Source organism: Paenibacillus sp. Paensp38 (assembly GCF_059491915.1).
The window spans coordinates 4,220,221-4,241,249 of record NZ_CP168516.1 but is presented as its reverse complement, the minus strand read 5'-3'; the positions used below and the strand labels follow the sequence as shown (position 1 = coordinate 4,241,249).

Below are 21,029 nucleotides of genomic sequence, written 5' to 3'. Positions count from 1 at the left end.
AAATGCTCGTTGGTGGGCTTTTTTTTGCATAGTTATCTAAAGATGCCGATTGTAGGTCGCAAGTATGAAAAATGGTTGGTAAATGAGCGGTTCACAATGCGCTTATAGGGTAAAAGTGTAGTACCAAGGTGGGCAAGTGGGGGCGTTGACTCTCACGCCACGTGAGACTGTAGACTGTCAAGCAAGGGAGGTGAAGCGGAATGGCTTATACGGTGAAGGAAGTATCTAATCTGTCGGGAATCAGCGTACGAACCTTGCATTATTATGATGAAATAGGATTGCTGAAACCGCATCATATTGGAAATAATGGATATCGCTATTACGAACAGGAACAACTGTTGAGGCTTCAGCAAATCATGGTATATAGGGAACTGGATTTGCCTTTATCTGAAATTGGAAATATGCTGGAGCAAACCAAGGAACAAAAGGCCGAGGTTTTGCAAGAGCATCGAGCCAAGGTCGAGGCCAAAGTCTTCCGCTTGCATACTCTCCTACAAACCATCGACGAAACGGTGGCTCATTTGAAAGGGGAACAAGCAATGAAACCAGAGCAAATGTACCAAGGGTTTAACCCGGAAAAGCAGGAAATGTATGAACATGATTTGACAGACCGTTATGGTCAAGAGGCTCAGAAAACAATTCAGGAGAGCAAGACGGCGACGGAGAACTGGAGCAAAGAGGATTATTTGGATTCACAGGCAGAGGCTGACCAGATTCATCGACGGCTGGCTGAAGCCATGAATAAAGGATTGAAGCATAACAGTGAAGAAGTACAGGCGCTGATCCGCCGTCATCTTCAATGGGTAAGCCGATTTTATACTCCTACCGCAGAAATTTATAGCGGGCTGGGAGACTTGTATGTCGAGCATGAGGATTTCAATAAAATGTATGAAGGCTATCGCCCCGGGCTGGCTGAGTATTTGCGAGACGGAATGAAGGTGCTGGCCGAACGGGAATTAAACTAGCAACAGCTGATGAAAGGGCTTAAATGATATGAAAAAGAGGTGAACAACAAGCCGATTTGACGGCCTGCTGTTCACCCTTTTTTTGTGTAAAACAGCTTACATGCTGCTTGGTACTGTTCTCATGCCTTGCTGACTGCTGTTTCCGAACTGCTGCATGTTACCACTGCCTGCAAAATGCTGTCCGGTCGACCCCATATGCTGCGGAAAGCTGTGATTCATGTGGCTTCCTGCACTAAAGGTGGATGGTTGCATACTACGGGAAGCATAGTTATCGCCAAATCCAGGCTGAGTCATTTGGCTGCTCGAGCGGATAGTGTTTTCCAGCTGACTACACAGTTGAATAACTTGTTGGTATTGTTGCATAGCTTTTTGGTGGTCCTGGATTGCGGTTTGGATCATTTGAGCTGCATTACGTTCACGTTGCATCAGGTTTTCAAGGCTGGATGCATTTTGTTGCTCTTGTTGCAGCAACTGCTGATACATGGCGGTTCCTTGCTGTGTTTGTTGTGCCAATTGCTGAATAATTTGTTCACATTGATGAAGTTGTTGTTGTGGAGCCATGTTGTTGAACATTGATCATCAATCTCCTTCGCCGGATAGTTTTGGGTTTCAGACCCTCCTATATTGTGGCGAAGGAAGACGATATATATGCGCTATTTTTGGTTATAGGCTGGCTAACAGAATAGCCGTAAATTCCTCTAGGAATACACGATCTTCGTGATCAAAACGACCTTTAAGTGGGCTGTCAATGTCCAGCACTCCTATCAGCTCCCCATTCTTGACAAGGGGAATAACGATTTCACTATTGGAAGCAGCGTCACAGGCAATATGTCCTGGAAACGCATGTACATCATCTATAACAAGCGTTCGTTGTTCTGCTGCTGCGGTACCGCATACGCCACGTCCCAACGGAATCCGTATACATGCAGGTAAGCCCTGGAAAGGACCAAGTACAAGCTCAGTGCCATCATAAAGATAGAAACCGCTCCAGTTAATATTTGGAAGGAAGTGACCGAGTAATGCTGAAGCATTTGCCAGATTAGCAATGGTATTGGATTCATCATGAATCAGTGCCCGGAGTTGTCCGAGAACGGATTCGAATTGTTCATGACGTGTGCCTTCGTAAGGTATAGTTTGAAACATGTAGAGTTCACGCTCCTAACATTAAATTTTCACATGAAGTGCTGTATAAATCGCCGAAAATAGGTAATTATGCAATTCGCTTTTACCATTGGTTAATTAATTTAAGATATAACGATTGTGTATATTCAGTCAAGTGGAAAACTATACGTTTTAGCGGGGCAAACAATATCGAAAGTAATTCAGCAAGGGTTGCCCTCATCTGTTTCCAGCTTATCCTCTATGGGTAAAAACAGTGTAACATGGTTGGCCTAGGCCAGGGAGGAGTTACAATTATGCATGCAGATGTTCAGAACTTGTTTATCCGTATACAGATGCTTTCTTATGCACATCAGAACGATCTCACGATAAGAGATATTCAACCTGTGTTGGAAGAGCGCGGTTACCGTGTAGGAGAACGTGAGGTCAAGCAGGAGCTTGAAAACCTGACGCAGGAAAACTTTCTGACACCGCATGATGATATGTTCAGCATTACCGGCGCAGGGATCGATGAATTACAGGAAGTTCAGTCGATGCTGGACGTACTGTACAAGGATGTTGTGAAGAAAACGACACGCACCACTACCCGTGTCTCTTCTTAAAGGGCTTAGATGCTCAATACTTTTGATTCGGAAGACAAGCTCTCAAACGGTTTAATCTCTTATAAAATAGAAGATGCCCTTCTAATTCCTAATCCTAGGAACAGAAGGGCATCTTCTATATATATAAGCTTCTCAGCTTTAAATAAGGTTGTGTTTGTTGAAGGTGTGTGCTTAAATGTAGCGTATATTTATTGTCATTTTAAATGCTGGAAGGATGATTGAACATGTGTGCATATGCATGTAAGGGGCATATACCACCGCAGGAAAGTTCGCGTCTTCGGCTGCGAAGGATGGAAAGCGGGGATGCGGCTACGATGTTCGCTTGCTGGTCTGACCCGGAGGTTCACCGTTATATGAACCTTTCTGGTATGTCAGGGCGTGAGGACGCAGAGGATATGATTGAGCTGTTGAATGAGCTGGCGAAGACAGAGGATGCGCTGCGCTGGGGAATAGAGCTGAAGGAGAACGGGAAGTTGATTGGAAGCTGTGGTTTTAATTATTGGCAGACAGAGGGAGCTTATAAAGCTGAGATTGGTTATGAGATAGCCAAGCCTTATTGGCGACAGGGTTACATGACCGAGGCGCTAAGCTTGGTGCTGTCATTCGGGTATAACACGATTCGGTTGAATCGGATCGAAGCGCTGGTGGACCCGCGCAATACAGGCTCGCAAGCTCTGCTGTCCTCGATGGGCTGGACACAGGAAGGACTGTTGCGGCAGGTACAGCATACATCTACAGGCTTTAAGGATATGCTGATGTATTCTTTACTGCATGAAGAATGGCTCAGACTGGAGGCACAACGAAATGCTGTTTCAGTATAACGGCGGTTCATCACCACTGCACAGACTAGGGCCGTTAAGTAAGCTAATATGGGTGGGATGCTTTAGCCTCCTGTCGATGGTTTGGGATTCGACGCTGCGGGAAGCAGTTCTCTTGGCTGTACTGATTGCTGTGGCTGGCTTGGGCGCACGTTTGACCTTAGCACGCCAGCTTCGGGCTATGTCATTCCTGATTGGGTTAGGCATCCCATATTTTATATTGTCTATCCTAGCGATTCGAGAAGGACATCCCGTGGCTTCATGGGGACCCATTGTCATTACAGCAGAGGGACTGGACATCGCAGGGGCGTTAACGTTGCGGATTTTTGTGTTGTTTTTGGCGTCTTATATCTATCTCTCGACGACCGATCCCCGAGATTTTGTGCAGGCATTGAATCTGCGCTTGCGTGTTCCTTATCGGTTTGCGTTCGGTATTTCAGTGGCACTGACGTTTCTCCCCTTATTGGAAGAAGAAGGGCGAACCATTATGGCAGCACGGCGTGTTCGTGGACAGGAACCACCACGAGGGTGGAGCCATCGGTTATCATGGTGGAGCGGGTATGCGGCTGCCGTGTTGGTGAATGCTGTAAGACGGGTTCAGCAGACGGCGCTGGCTATGGAGGGCAAAGGTTTCGGTGCTTATGCGGAACGGACTTATCTTCGTACACTGAAGAATGGGCGTTTAGGCAACTTATGTGCTGTGACTGCTGTAGTAGCTACGGCTGTTTTAGGGTGGAGCTTATAAAGTGAAGCCTCTTATTTTTAGTCTTATTGTCAACCTATGAAATATAATTAGGTTGACAATAAGACTGCAGATGAATACATTTATACAGTAGCAGCTTGTATAAGGATCAGAGCTGCAATCTTATAGATTAGATAGGGAGAGGAGTCAAGAATACATATGAAGGAATCTCGTATGTTTGCAAAGTTTACAACGCTGGATATCGTACTCATGGCGATGCTGGCCACGTTGAACGGCGTCATGACCGTGTATTTGTCGCTCATTAACAAAACATTAAACAGTCTGGGAGGGCCTATCGCAACTTCCACTATTGTCGGTCTGTACATGATATACGGTTTGTTGGCCTATTATATTATTCGTAAGCCGGGTACGGCGGTTATTGCTTATGCTTTTGGTGCGGTAGTGCAGTCTTTTATGGGCTCTGCCTATGGAATTGCTTCTATTATTGCGGCGGCTGTCTGCTATATGATTGCGGCTGAGTTGGTATTTGCCTTGTTGCGGTATCGGCGCTGGAACGCAGTTTCGCTGATGCTAGTGGGTGGGGCTATGGTTCCGCTGTGGTTTATTGTGGCAGCCAATATGTTTGGCTATATGCATTGGGGGTGGAAGGTGCTGACGATTGCACTGGTCGTTCGTATCCTGAGCGGCATTGTCCTGTGTGGTCTGCTGACGAAAGTGCTGGGCGATGCCTTAAATCGTACGGGACTGTTAAAACGGTTTGAACTGGGACGCGCTTCACGTGCATAGCCGTGGGTGGCTATGCATGTGGTTATATCTTCAACAATGGGGATCGAGGATATTTCAGTTATGAATGAACATAGCGATTATAATTCGAACAGTAAAATAGCCGTATCCTTGAAGAATTTTGGCTATCGGTATGATGATCAGGTGGAGCCAGCGTTACATGGCCTGACACTGGACATTGCGGTGGGCGAGCATGTAGCCATTGTCGGAGCCAGCGGAAGTGGAAAGTCTACGCTATGCCAGCTGCTTCATGGCGGGTTATCCCGTTCTGGCGAGGGCGAACGAACGGGTGAGTTGACCGTGTACGGGATGGACCCCGATACCGCTGATTTGGCTACTGTCGCCACCACTGTCGGCGTCGTGCTTCAGGACCCGGATGCCCAGCTGGTGCAGGGAATCGTCGAAGACGAGATTGCTTTTGGGCCGGAGAACCTGCGCGTGCCTCCGGCAGAAATAGCGCAGCGCATTGCCGCTGCGCTGGAGGCCGTCGGCCTAGCTCCCGAGCGCGACTCCTTCGTGCGGCGCCTCTCGGGAGGCCAGCGCCAACGCACCGCGATTGCTGCGGTACTGGCGTTGGAAGCGCCGCTGGTCGTGTTCGACGACGCAGCTGCGCAGTTAGACCCGCCGGCTGTCTGCGACTTCGTCCTGTTATGTCGGCGGCTCCATGCCGAAGGCCGGACGGTAGTTACCGCGTCCGGCCGCATAGACGATGGCGCACGCGCAGCGCAGCGCATCATCGTCCTGAAGGGCGGGACCGTGCAGCTGCAGGGTCCGCCCGAAACGCTGCTGCGCGAACATGGTGCGCAGCTGGCCGCCTTGGGGCTGCTCCCCTCTTCCGCAGAGAGGGGAGACGTGCCGTGTGAGCCGGGCGCGAAGCCCGGGTCAGCGGCGGACCGCGCTGGACAGCCGTTGCTGGAGGTGAAGGGATTGCCCTTCACCTACCCCGGCAGCCAGCGCCCGGCGCTCAAGGGCGTGAGTCTTGCCCTTGCGCCTGGCGAACGAGCCGTGCTGTTGGGCGAGAACGGCTCAGGTAAAACCACGCTCGGCAAGCTGCTCATGGGCCTACTCCCCGCACCGAAGGGGTGCATGTGGTGGGAGGGGCAGGATATGGCGAAGCTGCCCATTCACCAGCTGGCTACCGAAATCGGCTATGTGTTCCAGCAGCCAGAGCATCAGTTTGCAGCTGCAACGGTGTGGGAAGAGTGCTTGTACAGCGTTCGCGCCAAGCTTGGTTTACGGACCGGGGAGCCAGTTCCCGCCGCATATGTGGAACGGGCGCATCACTTGCTGGCTGCCGCTAGGCTGGAGCACAGACTGGATGCCTCCCCGTATCTGCTAAGTGGAGGCGAAAAAAGGCTCTTGAGCGTTGCAGCACAGTTTATCTTGCCCAAAAAGCTCTACATTCTGGATGAGCCTACCGCAGGAACGGATTACGAAGGGGCCAATATTCTGCTCCGTATGTGCACAGAGCAGTCTGCCGAAAGCTCGGCTTTCCTGATCATCACCCACGATATACAGGTAGCTGAAAGCTTTGCCAGCCATGTTCTTCGTATGGAAGAGGGGTATCTCTATAAAACGGAAAATAGCTGGAATGATCATACGATTACAGTTGACAAAAATTAAGGATATGTAGACAATAATATATATACATCGTACAAAACAGGCGGCCTATATAGGCCGCCTGTTTACGATTATGCAGTGAGGGTTATAATCCATTCAGGAAAGGCTTGCCGCACAGATACAACACAGTTTTTATAAGGAAAGGATTTGTGATTTGCTTGGGAAATGATAAACCTATGAAGCGCGGACTCGTGCTGACAGGTGTTCTATTGGCCACTTTTTTGGCCGCAATTGAAGGAACGGTTATCGGTCCAGCGGGACCGACGATTGTTAGTGAACTGGGCAGCGTGAATTTGCTCAGCTGGATTTTTACGGCATATTTACTGACGATGGCTGTGACCACACCTATTTTCGGAAAGCTTAGCGATTTGTTTGGACGAAAACCCATTTTTTTAATCGGTTGTTCGTTGTTTGTACTTGGCTCTTTACTTTGTATGATAGCTGGTACTATGGAGCAGCTTATTATCTACCGGGCCATTCAGGGGATTGGTGCGGGTGGTGTCATTCCCGTTACCTTTACCATCATCGGTGATATATACAAAATGGAGGAACGTGGCAAAGTCCAAGGCATGATCAGCTCAGTATGGGGAATTTCTTCCCTGATCGGGCCACTCTTGGGCGGTTATGTGGTCACCTATTTTGGTTGGGAGTGGATTTTCGGCTTTAACGTTCCCTTTGGATTGCTGGCTATGTTCTTCATCGCCCGTTACTTGCATGAACAGGTAAGCAAGCGTACCGCACGTATCGACGTACCCGGAGCGGTTACCTTTACCATCGGGATGACGGCTCTCTTGCTCGTATTGGCACTGGGCGGACAGTATATCGGTTGGGCTTCTCCTGAATTGCTGGCCTTGGCTGCCGTAGCCATTTTGTTCCTGATTCTGTTTTTGGTTATCGAAAAACGCGCTCAGGAACCGATGGTGCCACTAAAGTTATTTCGGATACGGGATATCGCTTTTTCCTGTGCCGCAGCCCTGTTAGTCAGCACCCTGCTGATCGGATTGACTAGCTATCTTCCACTATGGATTCAAGGTGTATACGGTGGGGATGCCGCTTCATCTGGTCTCGCATTGGCTCCAATGTCCATAGGCTGGCTATTTGGCTCTATGATCGGAGGACGCATTTTGCTGACGCTGGGCTCGCGTCGAACCTCATTGATTGGACTGACCCTGATTGTATTGGGAGCCTTCGTCATGACCTTGATGGGCCAAACGGCTCCGATCTGGCTGCTCTTCCTGTCTACATTGTTGTATGGACTGGGATTCGGTTTCTCGATAACTGTGTTTACGATTATTGCCCAGTCCTCGGTCGGGTTCCAGTTGCGTGGCGCGTCTACAGCTTTGAATACATTCCTGCGCACGTTGGGGCAAACGATCGGGGTTGCTGCCTTCGGTTCATGGCTGAATTATCGCATTGCTGCCCAGACAGCAGACGGACAGCTTACACAGCAAGGGGTTACGCAGGAGGATATTAACGGTCTGCTTGCACCTCATGCTTCACAGAGTCTAAGTGACAAGGTTGCCGGATTGCTTCGTTCTGTACTGGAAAACAGTCTGCATTCCCTGTTCGTGATCATGGTCGTTATTGCAGTGATTAGCTGGTTTGTCGTGCTCGGACTGCGGAACCGTCCGCCGGGTACGGAAGAAGAGGCAGATCAGCGCGTAAAGACACCACAAAGAGAACACGCATAAAAAATAATATAAATCTTTCATTATAAAAGAGATAGCCCGGACCTTTGAATAAAAGTCCGGGCTATCTCTTTATTCAAAGGTCTCTCCTCCTAATGATTCAACAAAAAAACACCTCGCATAGGACCAATAAATTTCCCAGCATACAAAAAGGAAATAAAAATCCCCTTGAGACTGCGATATATTCATATGATATAGGTAACAAAATAGTAAAAAAGTCTTAAGAAATTGTAACAAAAAATTTGTTTCTGGATGGAGCTGTAGGGTACTAAGGAACTATTTTTTTGAACCCGCTTACAAATTGGGCTTTGTATGATTTATTTTAGAATGATTTTGCATGTGAATGAAGCAACCAAGCTAGCAATATGAAACACGGAAAAAAATCAAGCAGCAAATTTTTCTGAATGTAATAAGAATGAAAAAAAAGGGATTTTCAGAAAATTACTAGGAAAATATGAGGATGAAATTCATAGAGTAACCTGTTTTCTTATCTCACATAATAGGGCTTTTCAGTCTATATCAATCGTTTGACATACCATATAAAATGGCCCTACCAACCAAAAAGTTGGTTTTCAAATCTAGAAGCATAATTAGATTAAGGGAGATGGAGTACTTGAAGTTTAACAAATGGTTCAGTAAAGCAGCCACTGCAACAGTAGCAACTACCTTGCTGTTAGGAGGCGGCGTTCAGGCTTTTGCCGAGGAAAATGATGCATCTGATCTCAAAACAGACAATGCATTTACACAAATTACGCGTAATGACATGCTGAATATTTTCAAACAGCAAGGCAAAGAGAAATATGAGGTTCCGTCCTTCGATGCGTCTACAATTAAGAATATTCCTTCTGCTATTGGTCGCGACAGCTCAGGCAAGCTGACTGATTTTGATGTCTGGGACTCTTGGCCGTTACAAAATGCCGATGGCACAGTAGCCAATTACAAAGGGTATAATATCGTTTTTGGATTGGCAGGCGATCCTAAAAGAGCAGAGGATACATTTATATATCTGTTCTATCAAAAAGCGGGTAATACCTCGCTGAGCGGCTGGAAAAATGCCGGAAGAGTATTTAAAGACAATGATAAATTACTTGCCAACGATCCGATTCTAAAAAATCAGTCAGAAGAATGGTCCGGTTCTGCTACGTTAACCTCTGATGGACAAGTACGTTTATTCTATACCAGCAGACAGCCCTTTGAGCCAAGTAACCAACTATACGGCAAACAAACCTTGAGCACGGCTCAAATTAATGTCTCTCAGCCTGATGACAAGACACTGAAAGTAGATGGAGTGGAGGATTTGAAATCGATCTATGACGGTGGAGATGGGAAAACCTATCAAAATGTACAGCAAAGCGTCGGAATAGATATGGACAACCATACGTTTAGAGACCCTCACTATGTCGAGGATCAAGGCCACAAATATATTATATTTGAAGCCAACACAGGAACAGAAACCGGCTACCAAGGCGAAGATTCGCTTCAAAACCCAGCTTATTATGGCGGCAATAAGAAATTCTTCACGGAAGAGCAACAAAATTTGTTGCAAAGTCCCAAGAAAAAGGGAGCTGAGCTGGCTAACGGCGCACTGGGCATCGTTGAATTGAATGATGATTATACGTTGAAAAATGTAATGCCTCCTTTGATTGCTTCCAATTTGGTAACAGATGAAATTGAACGGGCAAATGTGTTCAAAATGAACGGTTTGTGGTATTTATTTACGAGTACGAGAGGTTCCAAGGTGACTGTAGATGCGATCGGTGACGATGATATTTACATGCTGGGTTATGTTTCTACTTCCTTGACAGGGCCTTATAAACCCTTGAATGGAACCGGTCTCGTTCTTCATCAGGATCTGGATCGTGATGATATTACCTGGACGTATGCCCATTTTGCTATCCCGCAAGGCAAAGGCAATAACGTAGTCGTTTCGAGTTATATGACCAATCGCGGGCTTTTCCCGGATCACAAATCTACTTTCGCACCAAGCTTCCTGCTGAATATTAAAGGCTCGAAAACCTCTGTTGTGAAAAACGGTATTTTGGAGCAAGGGCAAATCACGATTGATCCAACGAATGACAAAAAAGAATCTCCAAATGAGTATGGAAAGAAATAAGTAGGTATATGTAATGCAGTATGTCCGAAGGCGGTAGATTGGTAGCAACCCGATCTGTCGTCCATCGGGCGGTACATAACGATGCAATGAGAGGTAAGGAGGATCGTCATAATGAAAAAAAAAACTCCCAAGAGCATTTGGATACGATCCGTTGTAATCATCACAGGCTTAACTATATTCATAGCTATGGGTTGGAGTATGTACCAACAGGATACAGCCGAACCCCCAAAATCTGCTGCAACTCCAAAAAGTCAAGCTAAACAAAGTAAGCATACAACACCGACCTATCGGTCAGCCTATCATTTTACCGTTCCGGATAAGTGGAAGAATGACCCCCAACGGCCCATTTATTTCGATGGAAAATATCATTATTACTATTTATACAATCGTGACTATCCCAAAAAGAACGGTACAGAATGGCGACATGCCACATCAACCGACCTGGTTCATTGGAAAGATGAAGGGGTGGCGATTCCCAAATATACGAACCGGAATGGAGATCCTTGGTCCGGTTCGGTCGTGATCGATGATAAGAATACCGCAGGTTTTGGAAAAGGGACGCTGGTAGCCATTGTGACACAGCCCTCCGCAGATGGCGGAAAGCAGGAACAATTTTTGTGGTACAGTAAGGATAACGGCAAGACGTTTACTTCTTACCGCAACAAGCCTGTGATGTCCAATCCCGGTACAAAGGACTTCAGAGATCCCAAAATCATCCGGGATACTGGGCGTAATCAATGGATGATGGTCATGGCAGAGGGAACGAAGATTGGCTTTTATAAGTCTAAAAATTTAAAGGATTGGCAGTTTACGAGTGGCTTTCAAACGGAAAATATCGGGCTTGTGGAATGTCCTGACCTTTACCAGATGCGTGCAGATGATGGAACCTATCAATGGGTTTTGGGCGCGAGCGCCAATAGCAAACCAACAGGCGGACCCAACACGTATGCCTACTGGACGGGAGATTTTAATGGAGAAGCATTTCTCCCTGATCACAGTGAACCTGAGTGGCTGGATTATGGGTTTGACTGGTATGGTGCAGTTACGTTCGAGGAAGGAAAAGACAAAGATAAATACAGTCACCGTTATGCTCTGGCCTGGATGAATAATTGGGATTATGCCAATAACACGCCTACCCTAAAGGAAGGCTTTAATGGAATGGATTCGATTGTTCGTCAAATTCGGTTGAAGCATACAGCAGATGCTGGGTATCGCTTGGTTTCACAGCCAGTAAAAACTTTGGAACGATTCCAAACTTCTACGAAATCATTTGGACAGATCAAAGTAGACGGTGTTTACTCGCTTCCGGTAGCAGGCGATACCTATCAGTTAGAGGCGGATGTATCTTGGTCAACGATCAAAAATGCGGGACTGAGGCTTCGAGAGTCAGCAGATGGCAAGCGCCATGTGGATGTCGGTGTTTCGGTGGATGGGCAATACTCCTACGTAAATAGAGCCAATACCGGACATCCGGATCAGAGTGGGAAATATGTAGAGAGCAAGGCGCCTTTTGATGCTAATAAGAAAAAGGTCCACCTAAACATTCTCGTCGATAAAACCAGCATTGAAGTGTTTGTAGATGATGGAGAAGTAGCTTATTCCTCCTTAATATTTCCACGATTAGAGGATCAGAAAATTACTCTTTTTTCCGATGGCGGTCCGGCTATGTTTAACAATGTAGTGGTCAAACATTTTAGTCGATAGCAGATACTTATGCTGCTCGTAAGCTTGGGCATATTTCGCTCTATTCAGGTATATAAAAAGTCCACCCATGAATATAAGGGTGGACTTTTCTAGTATAAATCTAATCTACGTTTAGCACAGCTAAAGATTGTTCATTTCTTCACAAATGTTTGTTTGCTAAAATTACTATACATTCTATTTGTGATAAGGTGACAGGTTATCAGCGCTACGACCCAATTTTTTAAGCAAGCCGATGAGTTGATCTCTTTCTGTTTCACTGATTCCGCTAAAGGCACGTTCAATCTGACGTGTATAATCAGGATAAATTTCGTCCATGACACGTTGTCCCTCGTCCGTCAATTCTGCATATATAATCCGACGATCTTGGTCGCACGGGTGACGGTGCAAATAACCGCGACTTTCCAGCTTGTCAATAACATAAGTGACATTTCCGCTTTGCAGAAGCAGCTTTGCTCCAATTTGTTGGATTGGCTGCGCGCCCTTGTGATATAAAACTTCCATCACGGCAAAGGCCGTTGGGTTGAAGCCCACCGTTTTGATGCCAGCAACCGCATGTTCGTTTACACTTTTGAATGACTTGGCAAACACGCTATACAAATGCATGGATTGCTGTGTCACCAATGTTCGGTAATCTATCATCTTCATTCCGCCTTTATGTATGGATTTGGGCATCCTTTGACCGCTCGGCTCGGATGACCGGGCAACCATACCCTTGTTACTAGCATAAAGGGATTTACATAGCGAAAACATGCGATTTGTCACAGTAGCTGCTTTTTTAACTATTTAATTTCAAAGCATTAAAGTAAATTTTTGAAAAATAAAGGATTTGAATGTAAAAATACTGTTCTGGTTGGTTATATTAAAAAAGAACATACCTAACCTAATGAACAAATTAACAAAATAAGCTAATTTAGAGGAGATGAAACACATGGATACGGGTTCTTTCCGTTTTCAATTTCGTGATCCGCAGCAAGCTGTTCAAGCCTGTGAAACATTAAAGGAAATTGGATACTCTGCCAGCACGAACGGTGACACAGGTCTCAATGTACATATTGAGAACCAAGATGTACTGTCTGCATTGGAAATTTGCCAAGCCTATGAAGGAAGCATGATTGAGGTAGGGACTCTTTTCTCTAAACCGGATGAATATCCCGGTTTGCAAGGAAATATAGGTGTACATAATCCAGGTTATAGCCCGGAAGACTGGATTATCCCAGCACATACGATCAACGAAGACTGGAGCGAAGCTTATAAAAATGGCTCCTCTCAAATGTACACTAATACGACGGAGGAGCACAACGTCAGCTCTGATCCTCAACCCGAGGACGATGTGGATGGATTTTCTGGAAGCATCCATACCTAATTTTATCCTAAAAATCATGATTAGAAATTTGAGTCTTCACTGTCCAGCACATTTTAAGGAAAAGTTCCTATAAGACCATGGATTATTGTGGCTTTGAAGGAGCTTTTTTTGTGTGAAAAAAACTCAGTTAGAACTTTTGCCAGAACTGAAACTCTGTAGGATTTGCATAAATAGCAGCGACAGCAGGGAATAACAATTTCAGAAAGGAGGTTTTGACCATGCAAAAATTAGGAGTTCACGAAAAATTGGAATTACATGAGCTGCTTACGTTTAAAACAACTTGTCTCACAAAAGCCCAAACCATGATTCCTTTAGTGTCAGACACAAACTTAAAAAACATTTTGCAGCAGGATGTCAACGGTGGTACACAAGATATTCAACAGCTTAGAAATCTACTTGTGTAATTTTAAAGGAGGATTAATGTGAACTCTTTTGTTGAGAATATGACTGGAACGAGTCCCATGAACGATCAGGTGATTGCTTCTGATTTATTAATTTCAGCTAAAAGCGGAATTAAGAACTATGCTCTTGCGCTGACAGAGTCAACCAGTTCGGAAGTTCGCAATGTTCTTTGTGACCAATTGAGCAAAGCGGTTAATCTTCATGAACAAATCTTTAATTATATGAAGAACAACGGTTACTATAACGCTTATGATCCGGAGCAGCAATTACAAATGGATATTCAAAATGCCGATAAGGCCCTTTCTTTATCTAAAGTTTGATCGTTTGAGTTTCACTTAACCCCTCGGACAATTTTATACATTTACAAAGCACCAGTAAACCTTAACGGGGTTCTGGTGCTTCTTTATTCATAAATAAAGCCAAGTCATGCTTCACATGAAATATGGTGAAATAGGCAATCTTAAAATAGAGAACTCGGTCTCAAATTCAGGAACAGGGTGATTCTCTTTTATGGGTAAGTCTTCGGATCGTATGCAAAAAGAAAAAAAACTAAAATGGTGGCAACTAAGCTTGTTAGGAGTTGCAGGTACCATCGGTACAGGATATTTCCTCGGGTCCGGCTTAGCGATTTCCATCGGTGGCCCAGCCGTACTCATTGCATACTTTTTGGCAGCGGTGGGAACGTATGTGGTGTTTGACGCTCTTTCGCGCATGACGGCAGATCATCCAGAACAGGGCTCTTTCCGTTCCTATGCCCAAAAAGCATTTGGTAATTGGGCAGGCTTCGGTAGTGGCTGGGTGTATTGGTTCTCAGAATTGCTTATCAATGGGAGCCAACTAACGGCGCTATCTATATTTTCACGCTTCTGGTTTCCTCAGGTACCGATGTGGATTTTTGCGGCAGGCTTCGGGATTTTAGGGCTTGTGATTGTTTTTTTTGGTAACAAGGGTTTTGATCGAGTTGAAAATGTATTGGCTATTATTAAAATGGCAGCTATTGTTATGTTTCTGGTCTTGGCCGTTGCTCTTTTGGCAGGCTGGATCGGAGGAGGAAAATATAATCCAAAGTTCCCCATCAGTTACAAAGACTTTTTTCCTACCGGCGGTATGGGATTATGGTCATCTTTTATTTTTGCCTTTTATGCATACGGAGGTATTGAAGTGCTCGGAATAATGTCTAATCGGCTTCAAAAACCGGAGGATGCACCTAAAGCAGGAAAAGTAATGTTGATGACGCTCGTTGTAGTATATGTGCTTTCGATTGGTCTGGCTGTGTCTATGGTACCCTTAAGTGCCTTTAACCCGAAAGAAAGTCCATTTGTGCTTGCGCTGAGCAGCGATCATCTGGTTTTTGTACCTCATTTATTTAATGGAGTGCTTATTATTGCAGGGTTCTCAACAATGACAGCCTCCCTATATGCAGAGACATCTATGATGATTACACTTGCACAGGAGGGAGATGCGCCCACATTGTTTTCACGGAAGTGGAAGGGCAAATATCCTCTGTATGCACTTAGTTTGATCTCCGTTGGATTAATCTCAGCCATCGTAATGTCGTTGCTGCTGCCGGGAAAAGTGTATGAATATATTACAACGGCTGCAGGGTTAATGCTGTTGTATAACTGGTGCTTTATTTTGCTGTCTTCAGGTAAGTTACTGGAATCGAGCACATCTAGCAACATTAAACGCTGGGTTGGATTATTGTTGATAGCTATGGCTGTGGTCGGATCCTTTTTTCATAAGCTTAGCCGTCCTGGGGTTTACATCAGCTTACTTCTGGTCTTGTTCATTGCAATATGTGACCTCATTGTACAATGGGTTCGCCGAAAGCACGCCAAGGAATCTCGTTAACTTTGTCAGGGAGTTAATCGTCAGTGTAAAAAAAGTAATTGAAATGCCTGTACACCAAAATAAAAACCAAAACCGATAAGAGATAATCCAGACATCCAAGAGATGGTTTTGAGTAATCCGGTTTTTAGAAACCTCCGGAAAACACTTGAAGCGGCTGCCATGGTTACGTCCCAGAGTAACACACCTAATACAATCGCTCCGCTAAAGATCATTAGCTGTTGTACTGGATATGTATTAGCGACGTTGGCCAGTATGGACCCGTAAATGCCAAGCCAGAAAAGGATGGAGAAAGGATTAAATAATGACATCAGGAAGCCTGCCAAAAATGAATTGGTTAAGGTATTGCCATTTCCCCTTAATTCAGATTCTGAAATCACACCTGCATTTTTGATGCTTTCAACACCTGTATACACAAGTACGAAAAAACCAAATAACCATAAAAAAGCTTTAACAAACGGGGCATTGAGAAGGTGGATCATTCCCAAATAGACAAGCAGCATATAGATTATATCTGCGGTTATTGCCCCAAGCCCGATAAACCAAGCATGCCAAAATCCATTCTTAATACCTCGATCCAACTGTGCAGCATTAATCGGCCCAATGGGGGCCGAAAGTGACAGACCGAGAAAAATATAACTGATAAATGTATTAATGGTGTTTTCCTCCTTGATTTTTTATGGGCTGTTATGTACTTGTCTACTTTAGTTTATTCGGACAAACCCATGGGTAAGACCAATTTTTTGCGTATTTTGTAGGTGTAATCTCGTTATGACCAAACACTCAATAAATCAAATCCCAATAGGAGCTCTAATTCTTCGACAAAAGGATTAGAGCTTTTTGAATGCAGAGTATTAAAAGTTCATTGAATAAATGGGCTTGACACTTTTGGTGAAAGCGCTTATATTTATCCCATAAACAATACGTTATATAACGTTATATAAAAAGGAGAGGTAAAAATGATGAATGTACAACAGACGGTTCAGACGATTTATGAACAATCAAGTGGAGAGATTTCTGAGGTTTATTTAGTAGCTTGCGGGGGCTCATTAGTCGATATGTATCCCTCAAAATATTTCTTGGATAGTGAAGCAAAGAAGCTGGTAGCAGGCATGTATACAGCAAATGAATTTGTGCACGCGCTGCCAAAACGATTAGGTAAAAACTCAGTTGTCATCGTGTGTTCCCATGGAGGAAACACGCCGGAATCGGTTGCGGCTGCTAAATCAGCCAAAGAGAAAGGCGCTTACACCATCGGCTTAACCCACAATAGTGAAGCGACACTGCTCAAATATTCTGATTATTCATTCCTCTACGAGTGGGGAGATGAGAGCGATGTCAAAAATAACCCGATGGCTATTATTTTGGAGCTTACTGTTGAGCTGCTTCAAGTCGCTGAAGGCTATGTGCATTATCAAGCTTTCCAGAACGGCTTGGGAGCAATCAATGGAATTATTAACAGGGCCAAAATACAAGTCGAACCGCGTGCCAGTGTATTCGCTGACAAATACCGCAATGAAGATCTCTTCTATATCCTGACCAGCGGAGCTTCTTATGGACATGCCTACGGATTTGCTATCTGTTCTCTAATGGAAATGCAATGGCTTCATGCGGCTTCAATCCATTCCGGTGAATTTTTCCACGGTCCGTTTGAAGTAACGGATAAAGAAACTCCATTTATTCTGATGATCAACGAAGGACGCACACGGGCATTGGATGAGCGGGCACAGACTTTCCTGAATCAATATGCCGAGAAAGTAGAAGTAATCGATGCGAAGGAGCTTGGAATTGGAACCATTGCTGACGAGGTTGTCGAGTTCTTTAACCCGGTTTTATTTTATAGCATTGTATGTGTTTATCGTGAAGCACTCGCAAATGTACGCAATCACCCACTGGAAACTCGCCGTTATATGGGCAAAGTAGCTTACTAAGCGCACTTACCAACAGGAGGAAACCATCATGAAAGTTCTAGGCATTGGCGATAATGTGGTAGATAAATATGTTCATCTGCGCATGATGTATCCTGGCGGCAATGCGCTTAATTTCAGTGTGTTTGCCAAAAAAGCGGGAGTAGATGCAGCCTTTATTGGAGTATTCGGGGATGATAACGAAGCACAGCATGTAGAACACATTCTCCGTGAGCTGGAAATCGACATTTCACGGTGCAGATATCACAGCGGTGAGAACGGCTGCGCACGTGTAACCCTGGAAGACGGGGACAGAGTATTTCTGGGCAGCAATGAGGGAGGAGTTACACGTCTCCACCCGCTGAAGCTGAGTGAAGATGACAAGGCCTATGTTGGCGGGTTCGACCTTATTCACACGGGCTTGTACAGTCATACAGGGCACTTGCTGCCTGAATTGGAGACGCTGGGAATCCCTCTTTCTTTTGACTTTTCAGATGATTTCGTAGATGAACAGGTCGAGAGATATATTGCGTACGCCGATTTTGCATTCTTCTCTTGCAGCCATATGACGGATGAAGAGACACAGAACTATATCCGCTCCAATCGAAAAAAAGAGGGGCAAATTCTGGTAGCCACACGCGGCGGAGATAGATCTATTGCCTATGATGGTACCAAGTTCTATTTTCAAACGCCTGATTCCGTGGACGCTGTGGATACGATGGGGGCAGGAGACTCCTATATCACCGCCTTTTTACTGAGTTTTTTGAAAAAGGATAATATTCAGGACGCTATGGCAGAAGGATCGAGGGTTGCCGCCCAGAGCTGTCTGGTAGAAGGTTCATTCGGATACGGCGTCCGTTACTAATAAACTTTTTTCAAACATCTTCACTTGTAAGAATATGTAACATTTGATACTCTAAGTGGGAGTAATATAACGTTATATGACAAGTGAGGGTACATTATGTTGAATTCAGATCAAGCAGAGCCATTATATATTCAATTACAAAAAGCGGTCAAAACTGCTATTCATAATGGAACATATACGCAGGGAAGTCGTATACCGACCGAAACTGAGCTAAGCGAGACCTACAATGTAAGTCGAATTACCGTAAGAAAAGCGATTGCCGAATTGGTTCATGAAGGTTATCTGACCAAACGTCAAGGAAAAGGAACCTTTGTCAATGTACCCAAAATTGGGCGGAAGATTGAACATGTGATCAGCTTTACGGCTGCCTGCAAATCCAACGGCCTCTCTTCACACAGTGTGGTCACAGAACGTGAAATCATAGAAGCAGATGAGGAAATTGCACATCAGTTGCAGTTGCCACAAGGAGAAAAAGTGTTATTTATTCAGCGCCAAAGATACGCCGGTGATCGACCGCTCATGCTGGAGAATAATTTTTATCCTTATGACCGATTTTCATTTCTAATGGAAGAGCAGTTAGAGGGCTCTGTATACGAACTATTGCGTCATAAATACAGCATCGATCCTAACCAACCGGGAGAGACGATATTACAAATCGCTTTGGCGGATGAATACCAGGCAAAGCTGCTAGAGACAGCCATCGGACAGGCGTTGTTCTACATGCATACGATTATTTATGATCAGCATGGAAGCCCCGTTCATGTAGGTAAGCAGTACATCATTGGGGACCGTTATCAATTCTCAATATAAATCCGTTGCCTGTTACGTAATGTTATTCAGGTACGGCGCAGCTTCTGCTTCCACTCCATGAGAGAAGCAGAAGCAATATTATAACGTTATATTACGTTATGTTATGAAGCGGATAAATAATGAGGAGGTGAAACTGTGCAAGGGAAGAAGGACACATTAGCGGACAAGGTTCTACTGTCAAATGCTATTTTTAATGGCTTAGAAAATGAAGCTTCGCCTGGGTTTATTGCACTGCGGGGAGAATGTATTGCAGCAGTGGGGCGTCCCGAGGAAGCACAAGCTTGGATAGGAACTGAAACGGTTGTCTGTGATTTGGGTGATGCTTTTATCATGCCAGGAGTTCATGACAATCATGTATTTTTTACCGGATATATGTCGATGCATCGGGGCGTGGATTTGACTCATGCAGCCTCGATTGGAGAAGCAGTGGAATCCATGCTGCAAGCGGCAAACAATCTTCCGCCAGGGAAAGATGTAACCGCTTACGGTTGGAGCGAGGAAAGATGGGGCAAGCTGCCGGAACAAAGCTTGTTGGACGAGATGTTCCCTGATCGGGCGGTAATTGCCATTAACCTAAATAAAAGCTACTGCTGGATGAACCGACTGGCTCAGGAGAAATATCAATTTTTGCCGGATCAATGCAGTGCTGAGGCACGCGCTTTGCTACTCCAAGCCATGATGCAGGATCGCAGCCTTGTCAAACAAGAGTTTGTGGAGTTTTGCCGCCTGCTGGCTGCACGAGGAGTTACTTCCATAAAGGATATTGGCTTTGACCGACATAGCGAGCTACTGCCGATTCTAGAAGAATTGAAAGAAGCAGGAGAACTGCCACTCCGATTTCATTTTTCGCTTGAACCCGTTGTTGAACCGTTGGATGTTGGCACCGGTATCAAGTATAAAGCACTTTATAATGGAGACCTTATTCGTTTCCAAGGATACAAGCTGATGCTTGACGGCGTTGTAGCCGATCATACAGGGGATATGTTGGAGCCTTACGCAGATATGCCTGAAGTCACGAATTTAAGAACGGTTGATTATGAAAAAATTGAAGCCTCAGTTCTGGAAGCAGACAGCCAAGGTATCAAATGCTGCCTAACTGCAGAAGGGGATGCTGCAATTCGCCAGGCAGTATCGATGATTGAAAAATGCCGCGAACAACAAGGTAATCACCTTATTAGACATTCGATCAGTGATCTAGAGTATCCTCATTCAGATGATCTGATTAGAATGGGCGAGAACGAAATTTTTGCCGAAGTCTACGCCCAAATCCTGCTACTGAATCCTTCTTACGAGGATGCTTATATGTCTGCTGTGGTAGGTAAAGACAATGAAAACCGCTTTTATAATTATAAATCCATGCTGGAGGCTAACGTGCCAATAACCATTGGGACTGATCTGCCTTTATTTATCACTAGTGTCCCTGATTCACTGTATGCAGCCTCTCACCGATTATTCCCGGATGGCTCGCCTGCAGGAGGCTGGTATCCTGACCAAGGGATGCCGCCATCCGAAGTTTTAAGGGCATGGACCATTAATGGAGCCAAACATTGTTATATGGAAGAGGTTACAGGTACGCTGGAGGCTGGAAAATATGCTGACATCGCCGTTTTTGATCGCGACCTCCTTAACGCATCCGCTGGGGACATCAGGGATGCCCAAGTGATATTGACCATTATGGGAGGGAAGGTTACGTATAACCATTCTTGGAATGAGGGATAA

Annotated in this window: 21 protein-coding genes; 17 read left to right on the top strand and 4 right to left on the bottom strand. The window is 45.1% G+C overall.

All coding sequences use genetic code 11. The annotated features are described in order from the left end of the window. The first annotated feature begins 200 nt into the window (after window positions 1-200). Complete coding sequence (locus tag ACEN8J_RS18795; RefSeq protein WP_165148360.1) at window positions 201-965, top strand: MerR family transcriptional regulator; 765 nt, start codon at window positions 201-203, stop codon at window positions 963-965. 96 nt (window positions 966-1,061) lie between these two features. On the opposite strand, the gene ACEN8J_RS18790 is transcribed toward ACEN8J_RS18795, so the two are convergent. Both ACEN8J_RS18790 and ACEN8J_RS18785 read right to left on the bottom strand, forming a co-directional pair. Continuing rightward, window positions 1,062-1,538: a hypothetical protein gene (locus ACEN8J_RS18790; RefSeq protein ID WP_029515825.1), complete on the bottom strand. Its 477-nt coding sequence runs from the start codon at window positions 1,536-1,538 to the stop codon at window positions 1,062-1,064. A 90-nt stretch (window positions 1,539-1,628) separates the two neighbouring features. Beyond that, complete coding sequence (locus ACEN8J_RS18785; protein ID WP_029515824.1) at window positions 1,629-2,108, bottom strand: GAF domain-containing protein; 480 nt, start codon at window positions 2,106-2,108, stop codon at window positions 1,629-1,631. 272 nt (window positions 2,109-2,380) lie between these two features. Here ACEN8J_RS18785 and ACEN8J_RS18780 point away from each other — a divergent pair, with 272 nt between their 5' ends. The 8 genes from ACEN8J_RS18780 (at window position 2,381) to ACEN8J_RS18745 (ending at window position 12,115) form a co-directional block, all read left to right on the top strand. Continuing rightward, window positions 2,381-2,686 carry a hypothetical protein gene (locus tag ACEN8J_RS18780; RefSeq protein ID WP_495593843.1) on the top strand — a complete coding sequence of 102 codons (306 nt, stop codon included), beginning with the start codon at window positions 2,381-2,383 and terminating at the stop codon, window positions 2,684-2,686. A 224-nt stretch (window positions 2,687-2,910) separates the two neighbouring features. Continuing rightward, window positions 2,911-3,507 carry a GNAT family N-acetyltransferase gene (locus tag ACEN8J_RS18775; protein ID WP_029515822.1) on the top strand — a complete coding sequence of 199 codons (597 nt, stop codon included), beginning with the start codon at window positions 2,911-2,913 and terminating at the stop codon, window positions 3,505-3,507. Then, a complete protein-coding gene (locus tag ACEN8J_RS18770) occupies window positions 3,491-4,249 on the top strand; it encodes an energy-coupling factor transporter transmembrane component T family protein (protein WP_029515821.1) in 759 nt (252 codons plus the stop codon). The genes ACEN8J_RS18775 and ACEN8J_RS18770 overlap by 17 nt, the downstream gene beginning before the upstream one ends. A gap of 156 nt (window positions 4,250-4,405) precedes the next feature. Beyond that, entirely contained in the window at window positions 4,406-4,993 is a 588-nt protein-coding gene (locus ACEN8J_RS18765; RefSeq protein ID WP_029515820.1) for an ECF transporter S component, read from the top strand. Between the two features lie 60 nt (window positions 4,994-5,053). Further along, window positions 5,054-6,613, top strand: a complete 1,560-nt coding sequence (locus ACEN8J_RS18760) for an ABC transporter ATP-binding protein (RefSeq protein WP_495594560.1) — start codon at window positions 5,054-5,056, stop codon at window positions 6,611-6,613. Window positions 6,614-6,786: 173 nt separating this feature from the next. Then, window positions 6,787-8,301, top strand: coding sequence for an MDR family MFS transporter (locus tag ACEN8J_RS18755; RefSeq protein WP_318627683.1), 1,515 nt, complete (start codon window positions 6,787-6,789; stop codon window positions 8,299-8,301). A gap of 610 nt (window positions 8,302-8,911) precedes the next feature. Beyond that, a complete protein-coding gene (locus ACEN8J_RS18750) occupies window positions 8,912-10,411 on the top strand; it encodes a levansucrase (RefSeq protein WP_029515816.1) in 1,500 nt (499 codons plus the stop codon). A gap of 111 nt (window positions 10,412-10,522) precedes the next feature. After that, window positions 10,523-12,115 carry a glycoside hydrolase family 32 protein gene (locus ACEN8J_RS18745; protein ID WP_029515815.1) on the top strand — a complete coding sequence of 531 codons (1,593 nt, stop codon included), beginning with the start codon at window positions 10,523-10,525 and terminating at the stop codon, window positions 12,113-12,115. A gap of 174 nt (window positions 12,116-12,289) precedes the next feature. Here the strand turns inward: ACEN8J_RS18745 and ACEN8J_RS18740 are convergent, their stop codons facing one another. Next, the gene (locus ACEN8J_RS18740; protein WP_013369372.1) at window positions 12,290-12,754 is read right to left on the bottom strand and encodes a MarR family winged helix-turn-helix transcriptional regulator; all 465 of its coding nucleotides are present in this window, start codon (window positions 12,752-12,754) and stop codon (window positions 12,290-12,292) included. A gap of 289 nt (window positions 12,755-13,043) precedes the next feature. Here ACEN8J_RS18740 and ACEN8J_RS18735 point away from each other — a divergent pair, with 289 nt between their 5' ends. The 4 genes from ACEN8J_RS18735 to ACEN8J_RS18720 all read left to right on the top strand — a co-directional run bounded on the left by ACEN8J_RS18735 (window position 13,044) and on the right by ACEN8J_RS18720 (window position 15,731). Continuing rightward, window positions 13,044-13,478: a hypothetical protein gene (locus ACEN8J_RS18735; RefSeq protein WP_495593842.1), complete on the top strand. Its 435-nt coding sequence runs from the start codon at window positions 13,044-13,046 to the stop codon at window positions 13,476-13,478. A 218-nt stretch (window positions 13,479-13,696) separates the two neighbouring features. Continuing rightward, the gene (locus ACEN8J_RS18730) at window positions 13,697-13,882 is read left to right on the top strand and encodes a hypothetical protein (RefSeq protein ID WP_029515813.1); all 186 of its coding nucleotides are present in this window, start codon (window positions 13,697-13,699) and stop codon (window positions 13,880-13,882) included. A gap of 18 nt (window positions 13,883-13,900) precedes the next feature. Further along, window positions 13,901-14,200 (top strand): spore coat protein, encoded by a 300-nt coding sequence (locus tag ACEN8J_RS18725; protein WP_318627584.1) that lies wholly within the window; start codon window positions 13,901-13,903, stop codon window positions 14,198-14,200. A 190-nt stretch (window positions 14,201-14,390) separates the two neighbouring features. Continuing rightward, window positions 14,391-15,731: an amino acid permease gene (locus ACEN8J_RS18720; RefSeq protein ID WP_069012138.1), complete on the top strand. Its 1,341-nt coding sequence runs from the start codon at window positions 14,391-14,393 to the stop codon at window positions 15,729-15,731. A 20-nt stretch (window positions 15,732-15,751) separates the two neighbouring features. Here ACEN8J_RS18720 and ACEN8J_RS18715 read toward each other — a convergent pair whose 3' ends face one another. Beyond that, on the bottom strand, window positions 15,752-16,384 hold the full coding sequence (locus ACEN8J_RS18715) for a LysE family transporter (RefSeq protein WP_495594559.1): 633 nt from the start codon (window positions 16,382-16,384) through the stop codon (window positions 15,752-15,754). Between the two features lie 303 nt (window positions 16,385-16,687). Here ACEN8J_RS18715 and ACEN8J_RS18710 point away from each other — a divergent pair, with 303 nt between their 5' ends. The 4 genes from ACEN8J_RS18710 (at window position 16,688) to ACEN8J_RS18695 (ending at window position 21,029) form a co-directional block, all read left to right on the top strand. Then, entirely contained in the window at window positions 16,688-17,659 is a 972-nt protein-coding gene (locus tag ACEN8J_RS18710) for an SIS domain-containing protein (RefSeq protein ID WP_340931304.1), read from the top strand. A gap of 28 nt (window positions 17,660-17,687) precedes the next feature. Further along, window positions 17,688-18,500 carry a fructoselysine 6-kinase gene (locus tag ACEN8J_RS18705; protein ID WP_165148393.1) on the top strand — a complete coding sequence of 271 codons (813 nt, stop codon included), beginning with the start codon at window positions 17,688-17,690 and terminating at the stop codon, window positions 18,498-18,500. A 96-nt stretch (window positions 18,501-18,596) separates the two neighbouring features. Next, the gene (locus ACEN8J_RS18700) at window positions 18,597-19,310 is read left to right on the top strand and encodes a GntR family transcriptional regulator (protein WP_318627582.1); all 714 of its coding nucleotides are present in this window, start codon (window positions 18,597-18,599) and stop codon (window positions 19,308-19,310) included. A gap of 135 nt (window positions 19,311-19,445) precedes the next feature. Further along, window positions 19,446-21,029 carry an amidohydrolase gene (locus ACEN8J_RS18695; protein ID WP_342425641.1) on the top strand — a complete coding sequence of 528 codons (1,584 nt, stop codon included), beginning with the start codon at window positions 19,446-19,448 and terminating at the stop codon, window positions 21,027-21,029.

Coding starts and splice junctions, on each gene's coding strand:
- ACEN8J_RS18795 (WP_165148360.1), top strand. CDS start 201: ATGGCTTATACGGTGAAGGAAGTATCTAATCTGTCGGGAATCAGCGTA.
- ACEN8J_RS18790 (WP_029515825.1), bottom strand. CDS start 1,538: ATGTTCAACAACATGGCTCCACAACAACAACTTCATCAATGTGAACAA.
- ACEN8J_RS18785 (WP_029515824.1), bottom strand. CDS start 2,108: ATGTTTCAAACTATACCTTACGAAGGCACACGTCATGAACAATTCGAA.
- ACEN8J_RS18780 (WP_495593843.1), top strand. CDS start 2,381: ATGCATGCAGATGTTCAGAACTTGTTTATCCGTATACAGATGCTTTCT.
- ACEN8J_RS18775 (WP_029515822.1), top strand. CDS start 2,911: ATGTGTGCATATGCATGTAAGGGGCATATACCACCGCAGGAAAGTTCG.
- ACEN8J_RS18770 (WP_029515821.1), top strand. CDS start 3,491: ATGCTGTTTCAGTATAACGGCGGTTCATCACCACTGCACAGACTAGGG.
- ACEN8J_RS18765 (WP_029515820.1), top strand. CDS start 4,406: ATGAAGGAATCTCGTATGTTTGCAAAGTTTACAACGCTGGATATCGTA.
- ACEN8J_RS18760 (WP_495594560.1), top strand. CDS start 5,054: ATGAATGAACATAGCGATTATAATTCGAACAGTAAAATAGCCGTATCC.
- ACEN8J_RS18755 (WP_318627683.1), top strand. CDS start 6,787: ATGAAGCGCGGACTCGTGCTGACAGGTGTTCTATTGGCCACTTTTTTG.
- ACEN8J_RS18745 (WP_029515815.1), top strand. CDS start 10,523: ATGAAAAAAAAAACTCCCAAGAGCATTTGGATACGATCCGTTGTAATC.
- ACEN8J_RS18740 (WP_013369372.1), bottom strand. CDS start 12,754: ATGATAGATTACCGAACATTGGTGACACAGCAATCCATGCATTTGTAT.
- ACEN8J_RS18735 (WP_495593842.1), top strand. CDS start 13,044: ATGGATACGGGTTCTTTCCGTTTTCAATTTCGTGATCCGCAGCAAGCT.
- ACEN8J_RS18730 (WP_029515813.1), top strand. CDS start 13,697: ATGCAAAAATTAGGAGTTCACGAAAAATTGGAATTACATGAGCTGCTT.
- ACEN8J_RS18720 (WP_069012138.1), top strand. CDS start 14,391: ATGGGTAAGTCTTCGGATCGTATGCAAAAAGAAAAAAAACTAAAATGG.
- ACEN8J_RS18710 (WP_340931304.1), top strand. CDS start 16,688: ATGATGAATGTACAACAGACGGTTCAGACGATTTATGAACAATCAAGT.
- ACEN8J_RS18705 (WP_165148393.1), top strand. CDS start 17,688: ATGAAAGTTCTAGGCATTGGCGATAATGTGGTAGATAAATATGTTCAT.
- ACEN8J_RS18700 (WP_318627582.1), top strand. CDS start 18,597: ATGTTGAATTCAGATCAAGCAGAGCCATTATATATTCAATTACAAAAA.